This window comes from Herbiconiux sp. 11R-BC, assembly GCF_049472555.1.
GTDB lineage: Bacteria > Actinomycetota > Actinomycetes > Actinomycetales > Microbacteriaceae > Herbiconiux.
Map to the genome: position 1 here is coordinate 82,907 of NZ_JBCEBO010000007.1, position 15,127 is coordinate 98,033.

A 15,127-nucleotide genomic window follows, 5' to 3' on the forward strand; every position below is an offset into this window, starting at 1 on the left:
GGGCGACTAGTGCGAGTGGCCCTCGTGGTCGCCGTGGTCGTGGCCCGCGTGGTCGTCGGCGTCGAGCAGGTTGTCGCCCTCACCGTCGGCGGCCAGCGTGGTGAACTCCGAGATGTCGACGGCCTTGCCGTCGGTGTCGACGACCTTGGCCTTCGACAGGACGATGGCGAGCGCCTTGTTGCGGGCGACCTCGGCCACCATCGCCGGGATCTGGTTCGACTCGGAGAGGATCTTCACGAACTCGTTCGGGTCCATGCCGTACTGGGCGGAGGACTGCACGAGGTACTGGGTGAGCTCGTCCTGCGAGACCTTGACCTCTTCCTTGTCGACGACCGCGTCGAGCAGGATCTGGGTCTTGAAGGTGTTGGTCGACGACTCGGTGACCTCGGCGCGGTGCTCGTCGTCCTCGAGGCGGTTCTCGCCCTCGAGGTGGCGGTGCACCTCGTCTTCGATGAGCGCCGGGGGAACGGGGATCTCGACCTTGGCCAGGAGCGACTCGACGATCTTGGTGCGGGCCTCGGAGGCCTGCCCGAAGGCCTTCTGCTTCTCGACCTGGGTGGCGAGGTCGGCCTTCAGCTCGGCCAGGGTGTCGAACTCGCTGGCGATCTGCGCGAAGTCGTCGTCGGCATCCGGCAGCTCGCGCTCCTTGACGGAGTTGAGCGTGACGGTGACGATGGCGTCGCGGCCGGCGTACTCGCCGCCGAGCAGCGGCGCCTCGAAGGTGGTGGTCTCACCGGCGGTGAGCGTGTCGAGTGCCTCGTCGATGCCCTCGAGCAGCTCGCCGGAGCCGATCTCGTAGGAGATGCCCGAGGCGGTGTCGACCTCGATGTCGTCGACGGTCGCGACCAGGTCGAGCTGGGCGAAGTCGCCGGTCTTGGCCGGGCGGTCGACCGTCACGAGCGTGCCGAAGCGGCTGCGCAGGCGCTCGAGCTCTTCCTCGACCGCGGCGTCGTCGACGACGGCGGGCTCCACGGTGACCTCGAAGCCCTCGTAGTCGGGAAGCTCGATCTCGGGGCGCACGTCGACCTCGATGGCGAGCTCGAGGTCGCCGGAGAAGTCGGCGGCCTTGGGCCACTCGACGATGTCGGCCTGCGGGCGGCCGAGCGGGCGCAGCTCGTTCTCGGTGACCGCGGCACGGTAGAAGCCGTCGAGGCCGTCGTTGACGGCGTGCTCGAGCACGGCCTCTTTGCCGACGCGCTGGTTGATGATGGGCGGCGGCACCTTGCCCTTGCGGAATCCGGGGATGTTGATGGATTCGGCGATGTGGCTGTAGGCGTGATCGATGCTGGGCTTCAGCTCGTCGGGGGTGACGAAGATCGCGATCTTCACACGCGTGGGGCTGAGCTTTTCGACCGTGGTCTTCACGTTGAGGTATCTCCTGATGCCATCTGGCTGATTGAAATGTTGAGGTTCGGCGTCGTGTCGGGGCGACAGGATTCGAACCTGCGACCTCCCGCTCCCAAAGCGGGCGCTCTAGCCAAGCTGAGCTACGCCCCGGCGGCGAAATGGCCTCGGCAACTCTACCGCACCTGGCAGGCCCGGCACACAGCACCTGTGAAGCTGTACTACGATGTTCGGGTGCCTGGGCCTTCGTGCCCTGCGCGGGGATGTAGCTCAATGGTAGAGCCTCAGTCTTCCAAACTGATCACGCGGGTTCGATTCCCGTCATCCCCTCCGCCGGCGCTCAGCTTCGCCATAGAGTTCTTGCATGACTGCCGAAGAACCCCCGCGACCGAAGAAGGTCGTGAATCGGCCGGGATCAGATCCCGTGAGCGACGTCGGGCCGAACTTCTCGTATCCGTTCGCGGTCGCCGGCTTGGTGGCGGGGGTCGTCTCGCTCTTCTTGAACCTGTTCCTGATTGCGTCGGTCATCGGATGGATCTCCGGCGGCATCGGCGTGCGCCATGCGCTTCTGCGCCGAACCCCGGAAGGCGTCAAGCCCGGGTTCGGAATGTCGATCGCAGCGCTGGTGCTGTCGACGCTGGGGGCGATCGGGTACATCGTGCTGCTCGTCATCAACATCACGACGATGGGGTGACACCGCTGCCTGTCGGAACGCGCACTGCTCCCCGGCGCGGGGCGTAGCATCCGGAGCATGGAACTCGGCATTCATCTCGCGAACTTCACCTACGACGGCGGCCCGCAACAGCTCGCCCCCACTCTGGCCCGCGTCGCCCGCGAATCGGAGGCGGTGGGCGTCGCCCGGCTCACCGTGATGGACCACCTCTGGCAGATCGGGGGCGTCGGGCCGGTCGAGAACGACATGCTCGAGGCCTACACGACCCTCGGCTTCCTCGCCGCCCACACCGAGAAGGTGCTGCTGCACACCCTCGTCACCGGGGTCACCTACCGCGCGCCCGGACTCCTCGCCAAGCAGATCTCCACGCTCGACGTGCTGAGCGGCGGCCGCGCCGGACTCGGCATCGGCGCCGCCTGGAACGAGGAGGAGTCGCTCGGCCTCGGCCTCGACTTCCCGCCCACGAAGGAACGCTTCGAGCGCCTCGAGGAGACCCTGCGGATCTGCCTGCAGATGTGGAGCGACGACGAGGGGCCCTTCGACGGCGAGCACTACACGCTGGCCCGCACGCTCAACTCACCCCAGAACCTCACCCGCCCGCGCCCCTACCTCATGATCGGCGGCGGTGGCGAACGAAAGACCCTTCGGCTCGTCGCCCAGTACGCGGATGCCTGCAACCTCGGCATCGCGCCCGTCACCGCCCACAAGCTCGAGGTGCTGCAGCGGCACTGCGACGACCTCGGCCGCGACTACGCCACCGTGGAGAAGACCGCGATCGCCGGCATCCCGCCCGGGACCAGCCGTGACGACCTGCTCGGCACGCTCCGCGACGCGGCGGCACTCGGCTTCACCGTGGTGTATCTGATGCCCGGCGGCCCCGACCCGCTGCGCATGGTGGAGCTCGTGGGCTCGGTGGTCGAGGAGGCGTCGGGTCTCCAGGAAGCCGTTGCCGGTTAGAACCTGAAGCGCGCCGTCGTGTACTCGAAGCCGGGAGCCACGTCGTAGCTGACGTCGTTCGGGTCGGCCACCGAGTAGCCCTCCACGTAGGTCACGGTCTGCCCCGCCGGGATGACGGCGACCGGCGGCATGCCGGACATCCCGTTTGCGGGGTCGACGATCGGGGAACCCGTGACGCCCTTCGAGGTGACGCCAGACGTGGGCAGCGGCTGGTAGTCGGCTCCGGTTCCGTTGTAGATCTCGACCGTGAACGCGAGCTCCGAGGCCTGATCGGCGCCCACTCCTGACGCGGAGGGGGTGAAGGGGGCCGGCTCGCTGACCGAGATGCGCATCCCGTCGTCGTAGGTCACGACCTGACCGAACGTCGCGGGGATCACGTCGACCGCCGCGCCGTCGGGAGCGGTCTGGCCGGCGCCCGGCTCCGCCGCGGAGAGGTTCGACCCCGCCGACTGCACCGCGCTCGTGACGAAGCCGACGGTGTAGACGAGGGCGAGCACGACCGAGAGGATGAGCGCGACGCCCGAGAGGATGGTTCCGGAGAGCGCGAGGCCTCTGCCGCGGCCCCGGCGCACCAGCGCGACGATGCCGAGGATCAGGCCGATCAGCGCGAGGAGCCACGAGCCGTAGTTGACGAAGGGCACGAACGCGCCGACGAAAGCGAGACCGCCGATCACGACGGCCGCGAGGGCGAGGGCGTCGACGGCTCGCGGGCGGGCGGGCGCCGCGCCACGGTGACCCAGGGTCGCGGCCGGCGGCGAAGAGAGGGGCGTCGACGCGGCCGTCGCGGCCGGAACGGACGGTATGGCGTCGTCGGGATGCCCGGCACCGAAAGGCGTCGCGGCGCGCTGATCGGCGAGGGCGGGCGCGGGCGGGCCCGGGGTGCTCTCGGCCCCGGGAACCTTGGGCTGGGCGCCGGGCGCGGCCGAATCGATCCCCGTCGGCGCCGTCGGCGCATCCGGAGCGTTCGGCCCGACAGGGATGCTCGGTGCATCCGGACCCGTCGGCGGGGTACTCGGCGGTACCTCGGGCGCACCAGGCGCGGCCGGATCGATCCCCGTCGGCGCCGTCAGCGCATCCGAAGGGTTCGTCCCGACAGGGACGCTCGGTGCATCCGGACCCGTCGGCGGAGTACTCGGCGCTACCCCGGGCACACCGGGCGCGGCCGGATCGATCCCGGGCGGCGTGGCCGGCAGATCGGGAGCGTTCCCCTCCGCGGGAACCTCGGCCGCACCTACAGCGCCCGGGTGAGGAGCCGCCGGAATCGGCGGCATTGCCGGCAGATCCGGACGGGCCGACGCCGGAGGCTCACCCGGCAGGGGCGGCAGCGGCGGCACGGCCGCCTTCGGCGATTCCTGGCGCGGGGAGCGCGGCCGACCGGGCTCGGGAGGGTTCGTCATCGCTCCCAGTGTGGCACCCTGCCTGGACCCCCGCATGCGCGCCGCCACGGCACGCAGAGGACGGGCGCCACGCCCGGATGCGCACCCCCGCTTGCCCGCACGTGCCGTTCGCGTAGTCTGACGCCATGTCACCGCAGCCCCTGTTCGTCGCTGCGTCGGCGAGCTACGCGGCGAACTGCGCCCTCGGTGCATCGGTCGCCCTCGGGCTCGTCGACACCCGGCGCATCCGCTGGGTGCATCACGCCCTCTACATCGCCACCTGTGCGCTCGCGGCGACCGCGGCCGCCTCCGCTCTGCTGCCCGGCGCGGGGCGCGACGCCCGCATCCGGGCCGCCCTCGCCCTGCTGCCCGCCGCGGTGCCGCTCACCCTGGTGCCGCGGGTGAGCGCCCGCACGCGCGCGCATCCGCTCGTCGCCCTCACGGCGGCGCCGTTCTTCGCCGCCGCGCTCGTTCTCTCCCGGAGGTAGGCATGGAGTTCCTCGACGTGGTGCGCCGCCGCAAGACCACGAACGGCCCGTTCCGCCCCGACCCGGTGAGCCGCGAGCACCAGCGTCTGCTGATGGAGGTGGCCGGCCGCGCGCCCTCGCAGCTGAACAGCCAGCCGTGGCGCTTCGTGATCGTGGAGAACCGCGACTCCATCGAGCGCATCGCCCGGATCAGCGGCGAGAGCATGACCGAGGCCATGTCGAACGGCAGCTTCTTCGAGCGCTACAAGCCGTATTTCCGGTTCAGCGCGGCCGAGATGCAGGAGAAGAGGAGCGGGATGCTCTTCGACAAGCTCCCTGCCGCCCTGCGCCCGTTCACGGGTCAGGTGTTCACCAAGCGCGGGCAGAAGCTCATGAACGCCTTCCGGGTGCCGCAGACCCTCGGCGAGGAGAACCGCAGGCTCGTGGCCGGGTCTCCCCTGCTGCTCGGCGTGATGCTCGACCGTGCGGAGTACCGGCCGGGCGAGCTGTCGTCGTTCTATTCGGTCTTCAGCATGGGTGCCGCGATGGAGAACGTCTGGCTCACCACGGCGGAGCTCGGCATGGGCATCCAGTTCGTGTCGTTCCCGATGGAGGTGCCCGGCAAGTGGGCGCTGATCGAGGAGCTGCTGCGCGTGCCCGACGACCTCGAGCTCATGGCGGTGTACCGCCTCGGCTATCTGCCTGCCGACGCCCAGCGCCCCGCCATCGACTGGTCGAGCCACGAGCGCAAACGGCCCTCGCAGTATGTGTTCCGCGACAGCTGCGACACCCCCGAGCTCGGCTGGGACGCCGACGAGAACCGGCCTCGACCGGGCGTTTAGCCGAGCCTCACCTGCTTTAGCCCAGCCTCAGCTTGCTTGCGGAACAAACCAGGCTGAGTAGCGTTGAGGCATAGGGAATCGGAAGGACACCGCCATGACTGAGGTCATCACCACCCCCACCAGCACCACCAGCCCGGATGTCGCGGCCGCCGCCGCGCAGTTCCTCGGCCCCGTGGTCATCGAACTCCAGGCCCTCGCCGTGAACGGCAAGCAGGCCCACTGGCACGTGCGCGGCGCGAACTTCATCGGCGTGCACGAGCTGCTCGACTCGGTGGTCGACCACGCGCAGGACTACGCCGACACCGCCGCCGAGCGCGTCGTTGCGCTGGGCCTGCCGATCGACGCCCGCATCCAGACCGTGGCCGAGAAGACGAAGGCCGAGAAGATGCCGGCCGGCTTCCAGAAGTCGGATGCCGTCATCGCCACCATCATCGAGCAGATCGACGTGGCCCTCGCCGTCGTGAACAAGGCGGTCAAGGAGCTCGGCGACATCGACCCCACCTCGCAGGACGTCGCGATCGAGATCGCCCGCGGCCTCGACAAGGACCGCTGGTTCCTCTTCGCGCACATCGCCGCGTAAGGTCGCGCCCCCCGCGGGCGTCGAGCCGTCAGAAGAACGTCCAATCCTTCGGGTTTGGGCGTTTTTTGTCGGCTCGGCGAGGTGGGGCCGAGGGGCTAGAGGGCGCGGTGGGTGGGGCGGCCCGCGAGGAGGGTGAGGGCGACCGGCAGGGTGCGGAGGGCGGCCGGGGTCGCGGTGAGCGGGTCGGCGTCGGTCACGGCGAGGTCGGCGAGGTCTCCCACCCGGATGCCCGTACGGCCTCGCGCCGACGCGGCGAGCGCGGCCGTGGCCGGGATGCGCTGCTCGGGGTGCCAGGGCTCCCGACCGTCGCGTTCGCGGCCGACCGCGGCAGCCATCGTGATCCACGGATCCAGCGGCGCGACCGGCGCATCCGAGCCCAGCGCGAGCGTGGCACCGGCCGCCAGCAACGAGCCGAGCGCGAAGGAGCGCCCCGTGCGGCCCGCCCAGTAGCGCTCGGCCACGTCGCGGTCGTCCATCGCGTGCTCGGGCTGCACGCTCGCCGTGACGCCGAGCGCCGCGAAGCGGGGAACGTCGGTCTCGGCGAGCAGCTGTGCGTGTTCGAGGGAGCCGCCGCAGCCGAGACTCTCGAAGGCGTCGAGCACCAGGCGGTTGGCGTGGTCGCCGATCGCGTGCACGGCGGGAACGAAGCCCGCCTCGGTGGCGCGCACGAGTAGCTCCGAGAGCTCCTCGGGCGGCACGGTGAGCAGGCCGCGCGATCCCGGCTGCCCCTCGAGGCCCGGGTATTCGTCGAAGCAGTAGGCGGTGCGGGTGTTGAGCGATCCGTCGGTGATCACCTTGAACGGCCCCACGTGCACGAGGGCACCGGATGCGGGACTCCGGCCGGGCGGATCATCCGTCGCGGCGGGCGCATCCGTCGCAGTCGGGGGCTCCGCCGGGGCGAGCGGCATGCCCGTGCGCAGGCCCTCGGCGACGGCGCGATCGAGGTGCTGGGGGTAGACGCCGAACTCCACCCGGAGCAGGTCGTGGCCGGCGGCCGTGCGCCGCGCCCAGACCTCCGCGTTCCAGGACATCTCGAGGTCGACGATGCCGACCACTCCCCGGGCGGCCGCAGCTCGGGCGGCTTCGAGCGCCCACTGATCGACGGTGGCGGCGGGCACGTCGTCGAGCGCGCGCTGCACCGCGAACGCCTCCTCCTCGCGGAGCACCCCGGTGGGATGCCCAGCCAGGCCGAACAGCGCGAGCGCGGCCGAGTCGAGCCAGCAGCAGTGCAGGTCGCCGCTCACGAGCACCACCGCACGGGGACCCGCGACGGCGTCGAGGAGCGCGGCGGTGGGTTCGTCGGGCCAGAGTCCGTCGCGGAACCCGAAGCCCACGAGCACGCCGGCGTCCGAGGCCGACGCCGACGCCGACGCCGACTCGTCGTCCTCCCCGGAGCCCGAAACCGCTGCGTCCTCCGGTGCGCCGATGCCGGCGACCCCGTTCGTGCCGGATGCAGCATCCGAGCCGGCAACGCCGCCCGCTTCGGCGACGAGAGCTCGCCGCACCGCGGCCGCCGCCTCAGCGGCCGAGGTCGCCGTCGAGACATCGAGCCGGCGCGCGACGGCTGCCCACTGGCTGAAGTGCACGTGGTTGTCCCAGAGGCCCGGCACCAGCCAGCGTGCCTCGAGATCGATCTCCTCGAGGCCGGAGGCGTCCTCCGAGCCACCGGTCGCGTGGGCACCGATGGCTGTCACGACGCCGTCGCGGATCTCGACGTCGACCGGCTCGCTGAAGATGCCCTCGCGCAGCACGCGCGCGTTGCGCAGCAGCAGCGCGCCCGGCCCGGCGCCGACGACTTCTCCGCCCACCTCAGACCTCGCCGTCGAAGACGCCCTGGTTCGCCCGCCGCACCTCGCGGGCGAGGTCGGCACTTGCGTACGGCCCCTCGCCTTCCAGCTCGGACACGATGCGCGCGACCGTCTCATCGGGCCGGTTCTGACTCATCTTGAGCTTCGCCACGAAGCGCGTCACCGGCAGCCGGAAGCCGACCGTCCCGGCGCTGATGCGGTCGGCGTACTCCGAGTTCTCGAGGGTGCCTCGCATGCGCCGGGGCTCGGGCATCCGGTCTTCGAAGTGGTCGACGAGCTGCTCGAGCACGCGCAGGTTCTCCTCGGGGCCCAGCAGCTCGGGCACGCCGTAGAGGTGCGCGGTGACGAAGTTCCAGGTGGGCACGGCCGGCGAGGGGTCGTACCAGCCGGGTGAGATGTAGCCGTGGGGGCCCTGGATGACCACCAGCACCTCGTGCTCACCCCACTCGTGCAGCTTCTCGTCGGGCCGGCCGACGTGACTGACGATCGCGAGGGTGCCCTCGGGCGCCGAATCGTCGATCAGCACGGGATAGTGCGAGGCGACGAGCCCGTTCGAGGTGGAGGAGACGATCGTGGCCCAGGGATTCTCACGGATGAGCCGCGCGACCTCCTCGGGATCGGTCAGCTCGAAGCTCGGTGTGTGACGCATCCGTCCGCCTCCTCAGGCCTGGTCTTTCGGGCACCAGTAGAGCTTGCGGCCGCCGAATTCCTCGAGCACGATGTTCGTTCCGCAGATGCGGCAGGGCAGACCCTCACGCTTGTAGACCCAGTGGCGATCGGCGCGGTTGGCCATCGCGGCCGCGTAGGTCTCGTCGTCGAGGCCGTCCATGGTGAGCATCTGGCCGGTGCGCACACCGAGGTCGAGCAGGTAGGCCCAGTCGCGCCAGAGCGCCCGGGCGGTGTCTTCAGGCACGAGCTTGCCCGGGGTGTGCGGGTTCAACCGGGCCCGGAAGAGCATCTCGGCGCGGTAGACGTTGCCGATGCCGCTCACGACCGATTGGTCCATCAGCAGCAGACCGATCGGGGTGGACTTCTTCGCGACCGCGTCGACGAAGCGCTGCTCGGCCGCCGCGCTGTCGTCGAGCAGCGGATCGGGCCCCAGCTTCGCGATCACCGCTGCGACCTCGGCCGGGTCGAGCACCTGGCAGGCCGTCGGGCCGCGGAGGTCGGCGACGGCCGTCTCGGTGAGCAGTCGAACGCGCACGGCGCCCACGGGCTCGGGCGGGAAGACGTCGACCTCTCCTGCCTTCTCCTGCTCGGCCATGCGCAGGCGCGCACGCCGGGGCGCGCCGATGGAGCGGATGGAGTCCTCGCCGTCGGCGTCGTCGAGAGCCGGCGTGCGTGCATCCGTCACCGCAGCATCCGCAGCCGCCGCGAGCGCGAGCTCGTCGATCGTGCCCTCGGCCTGCTCGCCCAGCTCGGTGCCGCGCTGGTTCGTCTGCCCCATGCGGCCGCCCGCCGAACGGATGGTGGCGTCGGTCGTGATGTCGCCCGCGAAGTCCCAGGCGCCGTAGATGCCGAGGTGCACCCGCAGCCAGAGCTCGCTGTCGAACTCCAGGAACATCTGCTTGCCGACCGCCCGGGACGCCGTCATGGTTCGGCCGTCGAGCAGCGAAGCGCCCTCGGCGAAGCGGCCCTGCGGCGAGCTCACGGCGACCGGATGCCCCACGAAGTTGTGCGCGAACTGCCGCGCGATGCGGTGGACGGAATGACCCTCGGGCATCGGATGCTCGGCCCGGGCCTAGTCGTCGACCTGGTGTCCGGCGATCGCGCCGGTGGCCTCGAACTCGGCGAGCTGAGCGATGCGGCGCACGTGCCGCTCCTCGAAGGAGAAGGGCTCGGCGATGAACCAGTCGATCAGCTGCACGGCCTCCTCGACGGTGTGCTGACGGGCGCCGATGGCCACGACGTTGGCGTCGTTGTGCTCGCGAGCGAGCTTGGCGGTGGCCTCGTTCCAGGCCAGGGCCGCGCGCACGCCGCGCACCTTGTTCGCGGCGATCTGCTCGCCGTTGCCGGAGCCCCCGAACACCACGGCGAGCGCCTCGACGCCCGCCTCCTGGTCGCGCACGACGCCCTTGGCGGCGTTGATGCAGAACGAGGGGTAGTCGTCGATGGGGTCGTAGCTCGTGGGCCCGTGGTCGATCACCTCGTGCCCGGCGGCGGTGAGGTGCTCGGTGATGTGGCGACTGAAATCGAGTCCGGCGTGGTCGGTGCCGAGGTGGATGCGCATGGCTCCCAGCTTATTGCGCCGGGTGCTCAGTCGAACTGCGGGTCGCGCGTGCGCGAGCGCTTGAGCTCGAAGAAGCCGTCGTAGGAGGCGGCCGCCACGACGCCGTCCCACAGGGTCAGCGCCATCTCGCCCTTCGGCGCCGGGCTGATGACCGGGCCGAAGAAGGCCACGCCGTTGACCGCGATGACGGGGGTGCCGACATCCTGGCCCACGCGCTGGATGCCGTCGAAGTGCGAGGCGCGCATCTGGGGGTCGTACTCGTCCGAGTCGGCGTATGCGGCGAACTCCGCGGGGAGGCCCACCTCGTCGAGCGCGCCGGCGATCACGGCGTCGGAGTCGGTGCTTCCGCCCGGGTGGATGCGCGTGCCGAGCGCGTCGTAGAGCGGCTTCACGATGGCGGCGCCGTGCAGCTCGGAGGCCGCGGCGACGAGGCGCGTGTAGCGGAGCGCGCGCGGGAAGAACGCCTTGTAGGCCTCGGGGAGGTCGTCGCGGTCCTCGTTCAGCACGGCCAGGCTCATGATGTGCCAGGTCACGTCGAGGTCGCGATGCTGCGACACCTCGTCGACCCAGCGGGAGGTCATCCAGGCCCAGGGGCAGGAGGGGTCGAACCAGAAATCTACGCGGGTCTGCTCTGAGGTCATCTCCCCATCCTCGCACCCGCCGCGAGGGCCGTGGTCATAGGCTGGTCGGGCAATCGAAAAGGAGCAAACCGTGCCAGGAGAAAACCTCACCCGCGCCGAAGCCCAGGAGCGCGCCGCACTCGTGAACACCACGAGCTACGACGTCGTGCTCGACCTCACCACGGGTCCCGAGACGTTCCGCAGCACCACGACGGTGCAGTTCACCGCCACGGAGGGGGCGTCGACGTTCATCGACGCGATCACCCGCACCGTGCACGCGGTGACTCTGAACGGCGAGTCGCTCGACCCGGCCGAGGTGGCCGACGGCGTGCGCATCCAGCTGCCGGGGCTGAAGACCGAGAACACCCTGGTCGTCGACGCCGACATGATCTACACCAACACGGGCGAGGGTCTGCACCGCTTCGTCGACCCCGTCGACGACGAGGTCTACCTCTACAGCCAGTTCGAGGTGCCCGACTCGCGTCGCATGTTCGCCGTGTTCGAGCAGCCCGACCTCAAGGCCACCTTCACGTTCACCGTCACGGCGCCCGACTACTGGGAGGTCGTGTCGAACTCCCCCACGCCCGAGCCCGTCACCGCTGTCGCCGGGCAGAGCGCCACCTGGAGCTTCTCGCCCACCCCGCGCATCTCGAGCTACATCACCGCGCTCGTGGCCGGGCCCTACATCGTCGAGCGCTCGGAGCTCACGAGCGCCGACGGCCGGGTCATCCCGCTCGGCGTCTTCAGCCGCGCCTCCCTCGCGCAGTACATGGATGCCGACTACATCTTCGAGAAGACCCGTCAGGGTTTCGAGTTCTACGAGAAGCACTACGACTTCCCCTACCCCTTCGAGAAGTACGACCAGCTCTTCGTGCCCGAGTTCAACGCCGGAGCCATGGAGAACGCCGGTGCGGTGACGTTCACCGAGACCTACGTGTTCCGCTCGAAAGTCACCGAGGCGGTGCGTGAGCGCCGGGTCATCACGATCCTGCACGAGCTCGCCCACATGTGGTTCGGCGACCTCGTGACCATGCGCTGGTGGAACGACCTGTGGCTGAACGAGTCGTTCGCCGAGTACATGTCGACGCTCGCCGCCGCGGAGGCCACCGAGTGGACCGAAGCCTGGACCACCTTCGCCGCCATGGAGAAGAGCTGGGCCTACCGCCAGGACCAGCTGCCCTCGACGCACCCGATCGTCGCCACCATCAACGACCTCGAAGACGTGCAGGTGAACTTCGACGGCATCACCTACGCCAAGGGCGCCTCGGTGCTCAAGCAGCTGGTGGCCTGGGTGGGCCAGAAGGAGTTCATGGCGGGCGTCGCGGCCTACGTGAACAAGCACCAGTTCGCCAACACCGAGCTGAACGACCTGCTCGTGGAACTCGAGAAGACGAGCGGCCGCGATCTCGGCGAGTGGACCTCGCTCTGGCTCGAGACCGCCGGCGTCAACACGCTGCGCCCCGAGATCGTGTACGACGAGAACGACGAGATCACCTCCTTCGCCGTGCTGCAGGAGGCCCCGCTCGAGTGGCCCACCATCCGCCCGCACCGCCTCGCGATCGGCTTCTACGGGGTGGAGGACGGCAAGCTCGTGCGCGACTACCGTGTGGAGCTCGACGTCGACGGCAACCGCACCGAGGTGCCCGAGCTCAAGGGCCGTGCCCGTCCGGCGCTCGTGCTGCTGAACGACGACGACCTCGCCTACGCGAAGATCCGCCTCGACGGTTTCTCGCTCGACACGGCCATCGACCGCCTGGCCTCGATCGAGAGCCCGCTCGCGCGCTCCCTGGTCTGGGGCTCCGCCTGGGACGCCACCCGCGACGCCGAGACCCGCGGTCGCGACTTCGTGCGGCTGGTGCTGGGCAACATCGCCACCGAGACCGAGTCGACCACCATCCGCACCGTGCTCGGGCAGCTGGTGCTCACGGCGAGCGCCTACGTCGCTCCGGATGCGCGCACCGAGACCGTCGAGACGGCCGCGACCGCGCTCTGGCGGCTCGCCCTCGACGCCGCACCGGCCTCCGACGAGCAGTTCCAGTTCGTGAAGTTCTTCGCCGCCCTCGCGAGCACCGAGGAGCAGCTCGAGAACGTCGCGCACCTGCTCGACGGAACCGTGGTGCTCGACGGCCTCGACATCGACACCGATCTCGGCTGGGAGCTGCTGATCGCGCTCGTGGCCGGGGGCAAAGCCGGCCAGGCGGAGATCGACGCCGCTCTCGCGAGCGACAACACCGCATCCGGTCAGCAGTCCGCCGCCCACGCGACCGCGGCCATCCCGACGCCCGAGGGCAAGGCGGCCGCCTTCGCCTCGCTCGTCGAGACCGACGCCGCGCCGAACGCCATCGTGCGCGCCACCGGCCTCGGCTTCCAGCGCGGCAGCGACCCGGCGCTCTTCGAGCCGCTGGTGCCGAAGTACTTCGCGGCGCTGCGCACCCTGTGGGACACCCGCAGCTACGCGATCGCGGCCTCGGTGATCAACGGGCTCTACCCGTCGTCGCTCGCGAACCAGTCGCTGCGCGACGCCACCCAGGCGTGGCTCGACGCCCCGGAGAACCAGGACGTGCCGGCGCTGCGCCGCCTCATCATCGAGAACCTCGCCGGCGTCGACCGCGCGCTCGCGGCCCAGGCACGCGACGCATCCTGACCCACCCCCACCACCTCCGAAAAACAAGGACTTTCCGTCCGACGCGCCGGGGCCGAACTGGCCCCGCCCGGCGTGGCGGACGGAAAGTCCTTGCTTTTGGGGGCGGCGGCGGCCGGGAGTTCGGAGGAGCTGGTCGAGGGGCGGGACGCACTGAGGCTCTGCCCAGAGGCGAGCCCTAGGCTGGTCGGATATGGACTGGAACGAGATGTGGGCGAACTTCGGTTCGTTCCTCCACGACTACCGGGTGCCCATCGGCATCCTGATCATCGTCATCGGTGCCTTCGTGCTGCGCGGCATCCTGCTCTTCACCGTCAAACGCCTCGTCGACCAGGTGGTCTCCGGCGTCAAGAAGAAACAGAACGTCACCGACACGCAGGCCCTGGCGGCCTCGCCGCTCGCCGCCGTGCGCATCGTGCAGCGCACCCGCACCCTCGGCACCGTGCTCACCAACGTGATCAACGTCACCATCGTCGTGGTGGGCGTCGTGCTCGTGGTGAACACGATCGACCCCTCCATCCTCGGCTCCCTCGCGCTGCTCACCGCGGCCCTCGGCGCCGGCCTCGGTTTCGGCGCGCAGAACATCGTGAAAGACGTGCTGAACGGCCTGTTCATGGTGTTCGAGGACCAGCTGGGCGTGGGCGACGTCGTCGACCTCGGGCCCGCGACGGGCGTGGTGGAGGCCGTGGGCATCCGGGTCACGCAGGTGCGCGACGTCAACGGCACCCTGTGGTTCGTGCGCAACGGCGAGATCCTGCGCGTGGGCAACATGTCACAGGGCTGGGCGCGCGTGATCATCGACCTCGCCATCCCCTACGACGCCGACATCGACGAGGTGCAGGACCGGATGCTGGCCACGGCCGTCTCGATGGCCGAGGAGCCCAAGTGGCGCTCGCGCATCATCGAGAAGCCCGAGATCTGGGGCCTGGAGTCGATCTCGGCCGAGGCCCTCGTCATCCGCCTCGTGGTGAAGACCCGCACCTCGGCGAAAGACGACGTGGCACGCGAACTGCGCATCCGCCTGAAGCGCGCCCTCGACGAGATGGACGTCACCCTCCCCTCGCTCAACACCGTCGTGCTCTCGGGATTCGAGGGCGCCGCGAGCGTGAAGGGCGCTCGCCCGCCGCGCACCAAGCCGATCGCCACCACCCCGCACGCGCCGAAACCGGAGAAGTAGATGGAGCTCACGCCCAAGGTCCCCGAGAACCCGTTCTACGAGCAGATCGGTGGCCACGAGACCTTCGTGAAGCTCGTGCGCGAGTTCTACCGCGGCGTCGAGACCGACCCGGTGCTGAAGCCGATGTACCCGGCCGACGACATGGACGGCGCCATCGAGCGCCTGACGATGTTCCTCGAGCAGTACTGGGGCGGCCCCGGCACCTACAGCGAGCAGCGTGGCCACCCGCGGCTCCGGATGCGCCACAACCCCTTCAAGGTGAACCCGGATGCGCGGGACCGCTGGCTCGCACACATGCAGGTGGCCGTCGACTCGATCGACTTGTCGCCCCTCGACAGAGAAGTGCTCTGGGACTACCTCGAGCGCGCCGCCCATGCGATGGTGAATACTTTCGAGGAGTGAGGCGCCCGCC

15 protein-coding genes and 2 tRNA genes are annotated in these 15,127 nt (G+C 70.1%); 9 read left to right on the forward strand and 8 right to left on the reverse strand.

What is annotated here, in order from left to right:
* Nucleotides 1-6: 6 nt before the first annotated feature.
* Both tig and VD659_RS15745 read right to left on the reverse strand, forming a co-directional pair.
* Nucleotides 7-1,365, reverse strand: coding sequence for a trigger factor (gene tig, locus VD659_RS15740; RefSeq protein ID WP_423262000.1), 1,359 nt, complete (start codon nt 1,363-1,365; stop codon nt 7-9).
* A 57-nt stretch (nt 1,366-1,422) separates the two neighbouring features.
* Nucleotides 1,423-1,497 (reverse strand) — tRNA-Pro (locus VD659_RS15745).
* 106 nt (nt 1,498-1,603) lie between these two features.
* On the opposite strand from VD659_RS15745, the gene VD659_RS15750 reads away from it, so the two are divergent.
* The 3 genes from VD659_RS15750 to VD659_RS15760 all read left to right on the forward strand — a co-directional run bounded on the left by VD659_RS15750 (nt 1,604) and on the right by VD659_RS15760 (nt 2,974).
* Nucleotides 1,604-1,674 (forward strand) — tRNA-Gly (locus VD659_RS15750).
* A gap of 34 nt (nt 1,675-1,708) precedes the next feature.
* Nucleotides 1,709-2,038, forward strand: coding sequence for a hypothetical protein (locus VD659_RS15755; RefSeq protein WP_423262001.1), 330 nt, complete (start codon nt 1,709-1,711; stop codon nt 2,036-2,038).
* A 57-nt stretch (nt 2,039-2,095) separates the two neighbouring features.
* Complete coding sequence (locus tag VD659_RS15760) at nt 2,096-2,974, forward strand: LLM class F420-dependent oxidoreductase (protein ID WP_423262002.1); 879 nt, start codon at nt 2,096-2,098, stop codon at nt 2,972-2,974.
* On the opposite strand, the gene VD659_RS15765 is transcribed toward VD659_RS15760, so the two are convergent.
* The gene (locus VD659_RS15765) at nt 2,971-4,371 is read right to left on the reverse strand and encodes a hypothetical protein (RefSeq protein WP_423262003.1); all 1,401 of its coding nucleotides are present in this window, start codon (nt 4,369-4,371) and stop codon (nt 2,971-2,973) included. The two genes, VD659_RS15760 and VD659_RS15765, sit on opposite strands and share 4 nt — an antisense overlap.
* A gap of 125 nt (nt 4,372-4,496) precedes the next feature.
* Between VD659_RS15765 and VD659_RS15770 the strand changes: the two genes are divergently transcribed.
* From VD659_RS15770 to VD659_RS15780, 3 genes are all read left to right on the forward strand, one after another.
* A complete protein-coding gene (locus tag VD659_RS15770; protein WP_423262004.1) occupies nt 4,497-4,838 on the forward strand; it encodes a hypothetical protein in 342 nt (113 codons plus the stop codon).
* 2 nt (nt 4,839-4,840) lie between these two features.
* Nucleotides 4,841-5,659, forward strand: coding sequence for a nitroreductase family protein (locus VD659_RS15775; protein ID WP_423262005.1), 819 nt, complete (start codon nt 4,841-4,843; stop codon nt 5,657-5,659).
* Nucleotides 5,660-5,753: 94 nt separating this feature from the next.
* Complete coding sequence (locus VD659_RS15780) at nt 5,754-6,239, forward strand: Dps family protein (protein WP_137836173.1); 486 nt, start codon at nt 5,754-5,756, stop codon at nt 6,237-6,239.
* Nucleotides 6,240-6,334: 95 nt separating this feature from the next.
* On the opposite strand, the gene VD659_RS15785 is transcribed toward VD659_RS15780, so the two are convergent.
* The 5 genes from VD659_RS15785 to VD659_RS15805 are packed head-to-tail and all read right to left on the reverse strand — an operon-like array spanning nt 6,335 to nt 10,918.
* Entirely contained in the window at nt 6,335-8,047 is a 1,713-nt protein-coding gene (locus tag VD659_RS15785) for an amidohydrolase (RefSeq protein WP_423262006.1), read from the reverse strand.
* 1 nt (nt 8,048) lies between these two features.
* Nucleotides 8,049-8,696: an FMN-binding negative transcriptional regulator gene (locus VD659_RS15790; protein ID WP_423262007.1), complete on the reverse strand. Its 648-nt coding sequence runs from the start codon at nt 8,694-8,696 to the stop codon at nt 8,049-8,051.
* 12 nt (nt 8,697-8,708) lie between these two features.
* Nucleotides 8,709-9,770 (reverse strand): Fpg/Nei family DNA glycosylase, encoded by a 1,062-nt coding sequence (locus VD659_RS15795; RefSeq protein WP_423262008.1) that lies wholly within the window; start codon nt 9,768-9,770, stop codon nt 8,709-8,711.
* Nucleotides 9,771-9,788: 18 nt separating this feature from the next.
* Nucleotides 9,789-10,277, reverse strand: a complete 489-nt coding sequence (locus VD659_RS15800; protein ID WP_423262009.1) for a ribose-5-phosphate isomerase — start codon at nt 10,275-10,277, stop codon at nt 9,789-9,791.
* Nucleotides 10,278-10,303: 26 nt separating this feature from the next.
* Nucleotides 10,304-10,918: a DsbA family protein gene (locus VD659_RS15805; RefSeq protein ID WP_423262010.1), complete on the reverse strand. Its 615-nt coding sequence runs from the start codon at nt 10,916-10,918 to the stop codon at nt 10,304-10,306.
* A 70-nt stretch (nt 10,919-10,988) separates the two neighbouring features.
* Between VD659_RS15805 and pepN the strand changes: the two genes are divergently transcribed.
* From pepN to VD659_RS15820, 3 genes are all read left to right on the forward strand, one after another.
* Nucleotides 10,989-13,541: an aminopeptidase N gene (pepN, locus tag VD659_RS15810; RefSeq protein WP_423262011.1), complete on the forward strand. Its 2,553-nt coding sequence runs from the start codon at nt 10,989-10,991 to the stop codon at nt 13,539-13,541.
* Nucleotides 13,542-13,731: 190 nt separating this feature from the next.
* A complete protein-coding gene (locus tag VD659_RS15815) occupies nt 13,732-14,715 on the forward strand; it encodes a mechanosensitive ion channel family protein (RefSeq protein WP_423262012.1) in 984 nt (327 codons plus the stop codon).
* Nucleotides 14,716-15,117, forward strand: a complete 402-nt coding sequence (locus VD659_RS15820) for a globin (protein WP_423262013.1) — start codon at nt 14,716-14,718, stop codon at nt 15,115-15,117.
* The last annotated feature ends 10 nt before the right edge of the window (nt 15,118-15,127 follow it).

Bases quoted from the DNA above. Each gene is read 5' to 3' on its own strand.
- VD659_RS15760 (WP_423262002.1), top strand. From the start codon at position 2,096: ATGGAACTCGGCATTCATCTCGCGAACTTCACCTACGACGGCGGCCCG.
- VD659_RS15755 (WP_423262001.1), top strand. From the start codon at position 1,709: ATGACTGCCGAAGAACCCCCGCGACCGAAGAAGGTCGTGAATCGGCCG.
- VD659_RS15765 (WP_423262003.1), bottom strand. From the start codon at position 4,371: ATGACGAACCCTCCCGAGCCCGGTCGGCCGCGCTCCCCGCGCCAGGAA.
- VD659_RS15770 (WP_423262004.1), top strand. From the start codon at position 4,497: ATGTCACCGCAGCCCCTGTTCGTCGCTGCGTCGGCGAGCTACGCGGCG.
- VD659_RS15775 (WP_423262005.1), top strand. From the start codon at position 4,841: ATGGAGTTCCTCGACGTGGTGCGCCGCCGCAAGACCACGAACGGCCCG.
- VD659_RS15820 (WP_423262013.1), top strand. From the start codon at position 14,716: ATGGAGCTCACGCCCAAGGTCCCCGAGAACCCGTTCTACGAGCAGATC.
- VD659_RS15790 (WP_423262007.1), bottom strand. From the start codon at position 8,696: ATGCGTCACACACCGAGCTTCGAGCTGACCGATCCCGAGGAGGTCGCG.
- VD659_RS15780 (WP_137836173.1), top strand. From the start codon at position 5,754: ATGACTGAGGTCATCACCACCCCCACCAGCACCACCAGCCCGGATGTC.
- VD659_RS15815 (WP_423262012.1), top strand. From the start codon at position 13,732: ATGGACTGGAACGAGATGTGGGCGAACTTCGGTTCGTTCCTCCACGAC.
- VD659_RS15800 (WP_423262009.1), bottom strand. From the start codon at position 10,277: ATGCGCATCCACCTCGGCACCGACCACGCCGGACTCGATTTCAGTCGC.
- VD659_RS15795 (WP_423262008.1), bottom strand. From the start codon at position 9,770: ATGCCCGAGGGTCATTCCGTCCACCGCATCGCGCGGCAGTTCGCGCAC.
- VD659_RS15805 (WP_423262010.1), bottom strand. From the start codon at position 10,918: ATGACCTCAGAGCAGACCCGCGTAGATTTCTGGTTCGACCCCTCCTGC.